This window comes from Sulfuricaulis sp., assembly GCF_049587675.1.
Classification (GTDB): Bacteria; Pseudomonadota; Gammaproteobacteria; order Acidiferrobacterales; family Sulfurifustaceae; genus Sulfuricaulis.
In genome coordinates, this window is record NZ_JBAVEJ010000288.1 from 1 (window position 1) to 1933 (window position 1933).

A 1933-nucleotide genomic window follows, 5' to 3' on the forward strand; every position below is an offset into this window, starting at 1 on the left:
ATGTACGACAAGGACACCAAGCCGGACGATGTGCTGTGGCGCGCCGACCAGGCGCTGCTGCAGGCCAAGGAAGCCGGCCGCAATATCACCAAAGTCTACGACCCGGCCACCGGAGCCCCCGAAAAGAAACGCGTCATCGTCAGTTAGCCCGGCGCCGCATCCCGGATAAATCCGCTCCGTATACTTCCTCCATCTCGCCTGAAACGGCCGGATGCGTTAGACTGGCCCGCTGAATTTCTCGAACCTGAATCCTATTGCCATGCCGAAATCCGACACCGCTGCCAGCGCGGCGACTGCCCCGCTTCCACCCGAAATCTTCAAGGCCTACGACATCCGCGGGATCGTCGGCAAGACACTCACGCCGGACATCGTCGAGCGCATCGGCCAGGCCCTGGGCAGCGAGGCGCTGGCGAGCAAACAGAAGCGCTTCGTCATCGGGCGTGACGGGCGTCTTTCCGGGCCGGAACTGTCGGCGGCTCTGGCGCGCGGCATCGCGCGCGCCGGCTGCGACGTGGTGGACATCGGCATGGCGCCGACCCCGGTGGTGTATTTTGCCATCCAGCATCTGGACGCCGGCTCGGGCGTGGCCGTCACCGGCAGCCACAATCCTCCCGATTACAATGGCCTCAAGATGGTCATCGGCGGCATCACTCTCTCGGGTGAACTGATCCAGAAGCTGCGCGCACGCATACTCGATAACGATCTGGTATCGGGCCAGGGAAGCATCTCATCGTCAGACGTACGCGCGGCCTATCTCGACCGTGTCACGAGCGACGTGAAGCTGGCACGTCCGATGCGCGTGGCAGTCGACTGCGGCAACGGCGTGGCGGGTGAACTCGCGCCGCAACTGCTCAAGCGACTCGGATGCCAGGTTACCGAACTCTTCTGCAAAATAGACGGCACTTTCCCCAACCACCATCCCGACCCGAGCAAGCCGGAAAATCTCGAGGACCTTATCACCGAAATCAAAAAGGGCGGCTACGACGTCGGCTTGGCCTTCGATGGCGACGGTGACCGCCTCGGCGTCATCGCGCCGGACGGGCACGTGATCTGGGCCGACCGCCAGATGATCCTGTACGCGCGCGACGTGCTGTCGCGGCATCCGGGCGGCGAGATCATCTACGACGTCAAGTGCTCGCGCACGCTCGATGCCGAAATTCGCAAGGCCGGCGGCAAGGCCACGATGTGGAAAACCGGGCACTCGTTCATCAAGGCCAAGCTCAGGGAATCCGGTGCACTGCTGGCGGGCGAGATGAGCGGCCACATTTTTTTCAAGGAGCGCTGGTACGGCTTCGATGACGGCCTCTATACCGCCGCGCGGCTGCTTGAATTACTGTCGCGCGACCCGCGCCCGACGCAGGAGATTTTCGCCTCGCTGCCGAACACGGTGAACACGCCGGAATTGAATCTCAAGTTCGCCGAAGGCGAGCATTTCACCGTCATCAAGGAATTGGTCCAGCGCGCCCGTTTCCCGGACGCCAAGGTCACCACCATCGACGGACTGCGCGCGGATTTTTCCGACGGCTTCGGACTGGTGCGCGCCTCCAACACCACGCCGGTGCTGGTGCTCCGCTTCGAAGCGGACAACCAAGCGACGCTGGAACGCATCCAGAAACGTTTCCGGGAACTCATCCTTTCCGTCCGACCCGGGATAGCACTGCCCTTCTAGTCGAGCCGCCTTCGGCGGCGTTTTACTTGTGGATGGCTGACCCACAAGTACAGTTCTTAATTCGACAATCGCGCGGAACGCGTACAAGTAAATTCCGCTACTTCATTTCCGCCAGTCGTTTCTCGAAGGTGATGCGCCAGCTGGATGCCAGACCGGGGAGGCGCGTGGCGCGTTCGTATTCCGCGCGCGTGCCGCCGACGTGACGCAGGTGAAACATGTCGCACACACTCATCGAGTCGATAGCGCGCTCGACCCGATCGATCG

At 62.4% G+C, this 1933-nt stretch carries 2 protein-coding genes; one reads left to right on the forward strand and one right to left on the reverse strand.

Annotation, left to right across the window (positions count from 1 at the left end; all coding sequences use genetic code 11):
• The first annotated feature begins 259 nt into the window (after positions 1 to 259).
• Positions 260 to 1669, forward strand: a complete 1410-nt coding sequence (locus tag WB402_RS14625) for a phosphomannomutase/phosphoglucomutase (protein WP_424209123.1) — start codon at positions 260 to 262, stop codon at positions 1667 to 1669.
• A 97-nt stretch (positions 1670 to 1766) separates the two neighbouring features.
• Here the strand turns inward: WB402_RS14625 and WB402_RS14630 are convergent, their stop codons facing one another.
• Positions 1767 to 1901, reverse strand: coding sequence for a 3-alpha domain-containing protein (locus WB402_RS14630; RefSeq protein WP_424209125.1), 135 nt, complete (start codon positions 1899 to 1901; stop codon positions 1767 to 1769).
• Positions 1902 to 1933 lie beyond the last annotated feature (32 nt).

Bases quoted from the DNA above. Each gene is read 5' to 3' on its own strand.
- WB402_RS14625 (WP_424209123.1), top strand. From the start codon at position 260: ATGCCGAAATCCGACACCGCTGCCAGCGCGGCGACTGCCCCGCTTCCA.
- WB402_RS14630 (WP_424209125.1), bottom strand. From the start codon at position 1,901: ATGAGTGTGTGCGACATGTTTCACCTGCGTCACGTCGGCGGCACGCGC.